Source organism: Dietzia sp. DQ11-38-2 (assembly GCF_014145055.1).
Taxonomy (GTDB): domain Bacteria; phylum Actinomycetota; class Actinomycetes; order Mycobacteriales; family Mycobacteriaceae; genus Dietzia.
Genome location: NZ_JAALDW010000178.1, coordinates 1 through 2,038 on the forward strand (window position 1 = coordinate 1; position 2,038 = coordinate 2,038).

The 2,038-nt window shown below is 72.7% G+C and carries 2 protein-coding genes; one reads left to right on the forward strand and one right to left on the reverse strand.

Annotated elements, in window-relative coordinates; all coding sequences use genetic code 11:
• A partial coding sequence (locus G6026_RS06805; RefSeq protein WP_347238074.1) for a DUF2804 domain-containing protein occupies positions 1-1,067 on the forward strand: 1,067 nt, incomplete at its 5' end.
• A 44-nt stretch (positions 1,068-1,111) separates the two neighbouring features.
• Here the strand turns inward: G6026_RS06805 and G6026_RS06810 are convergent.
• The coding region (locus G6026_RS06810; protein ID WP_182612725.1) for an ATP-binding cassette domain-containing protein at positions 1,112-2,038 on the reverse strand (927 nt) is incomplete at its 5' end.

Genomic DNA, 2,038 nt, shown 5'->3' on the forward strand with positions numbered 1-2,038 from the left:
ACGGAGCGGCGGGCCACTCCGACGGAGCGGTGGGCCTCGCCGACGGCCGCGGTGTCGTGCAATGGAAAACTGGACACATGTCCCACGAGCGTGAGATCACCGTGCCCACCGACCTCGCCCGCGGCCGCCGACTCGATCCGGCGGCGGTCGGGTGGACCCGTACGCCGCTGCACCGCACCGCGATCGCCGGCTGGGGTCGCACCAAGCGCTGGGAGTACTGGGGTGTCGTGACCGACCGGTTCGTGGTGGGCCTGACCGTGGCCGGGCTCGACTACCTGTCCACCTGCGCGGTCTACGTCCTGGACCGCCGCACCGGAGTGGAGACCTCGCGCGGTGCGGTCAGTCCGTTCGGTCGGCCGGTGTTCAGCGACGCCGCAGGGGTGGGGACGGTGCACGCGTCGGCCGGAGTGGGTTCGGGGCGGGTGCGCGTCGAGATCGACGATGACGAGGGCACCACCGCAATCCGGGTGCGGGCGGCGGGTCTCCAGGTAAGCCTGGACATCGTCCGTCCGGACCACGACAGCCTCGGCGTGGTGGTGCCGTGGAGTGGGCGCCGGTTCCAGTACACCCTCAAGGATCTCGCCAACCCCGTGACCGGCTCGGTGACCCTGGACGGGGTCGTCCACGACCTCGGGACCGGGTGGGCTGTTCTCGACCGCGGGCGCGGGCGGTGGCGGTACGCCACCCGTTGGAACTGGGGAGCGGGCAGCGGCGTGGTGGACGGAGTGCCGTGCGCGCTGCAGGTCGGCGGCCGGTGGACGGACGGGACCGGGTCCACGGAGAACGGGATCCTCCACGATGGCCGCCTGCACAAGATCGGCGAGGATCTGCGGTGGACGTATGACCTGGCGGATCCGGCGGGGGCCTGGCGGGTCCGAGGGGAGCGCGTGGACGCCACACTCACCCCCTTCCACCTCCGCCGGGACGTCACCGAACTCGGGATCATGGCCGTGCGGACCCACCAGGCCTTCGGGACCTGGTCCGGTACCGGGGTGCTCGATGATGGCACCGCCGTCAGCCTGGACGGCCTCACCGGGTGGGCCGAGGAGTCACGTAACCGCTGGTAGGTGCCGGGTGCCGGCATTGGGTCTCGGCACCCGGTGTGGGGAGATTACCCGACGTCCGGCAGCTCGAGAACCGAGTCGCAGCGGGCGATCACGTCCGCGTCGTGCGTCGCCACGAGCACGGCGGCCCCGGCGGCCGACGCCTGCTCGAGTCTGGCGAGTACGGCACTGCCCGTCGCTCGATCGAGTGCTGCGGTGGGCTCGTCGACCAGGAGCACGTCCGGCTCGCGGAGGATCGCCGCGGCCAGGGCGACGCGCTGTCGTTGCCCTCCGGAGAGCGCGCCGGGTCGGCGGTCCAGCAACTCGGAACCGAGCTGCAGTTCCTCGCAGACCCTCGCCAGGTCGGTGCGGTGATCACGCGCGAGCCGGCGGAGTCTGCGACCCACGGTGACCGCCGGGGCGAGCGCCAGCGAGGAGTCCTGCGGGACCAGAGCGAGGGAGTCGATGTGGGTTCTGGGCCGATCCTCGACCCGGGGCGCCAGTTCCTCCCCGTCGAGCCGTACGCTCCCACGGGCTGGGGGATGGAGGCCGGCGGCAGCGCGCAGCACCGTCGACTTTCCCGAACCCGAGCGACCTGCGAGGGCGACGACCGACCCGGCGGGTACGACGGCATCGAGTGGTCCGATGAGCGCGGAGTTCGGGTACGCCACCGCGAGCGAGTCGAAAGCGAGGCCGATGCGCGTCCCCCCGGAGGTGGGAGCGACTCGGGCCGGCCACCGGACCGGGCGCAGCGCCGGGGCCGTCTCCTCGATGTGGCCGCCGTCCACGGTCACCACCGTCCCGCCCACCTCGCGGGCCAGACGGGCGTCGTGGGTGACCAGCACGAGGGTGCGTCCGGCCGTCACCGAGAGGAGGAGTTCGGTGAACGCTCGCGCGGTGTCCGGGTCGAGTCCGGCCGTGGGTTCGTCGAGCACGACGAGTCCCGGATCGACGGACAGAGCGCGCGCGATGGCCACCCTGCGCCGTTGGCCGCC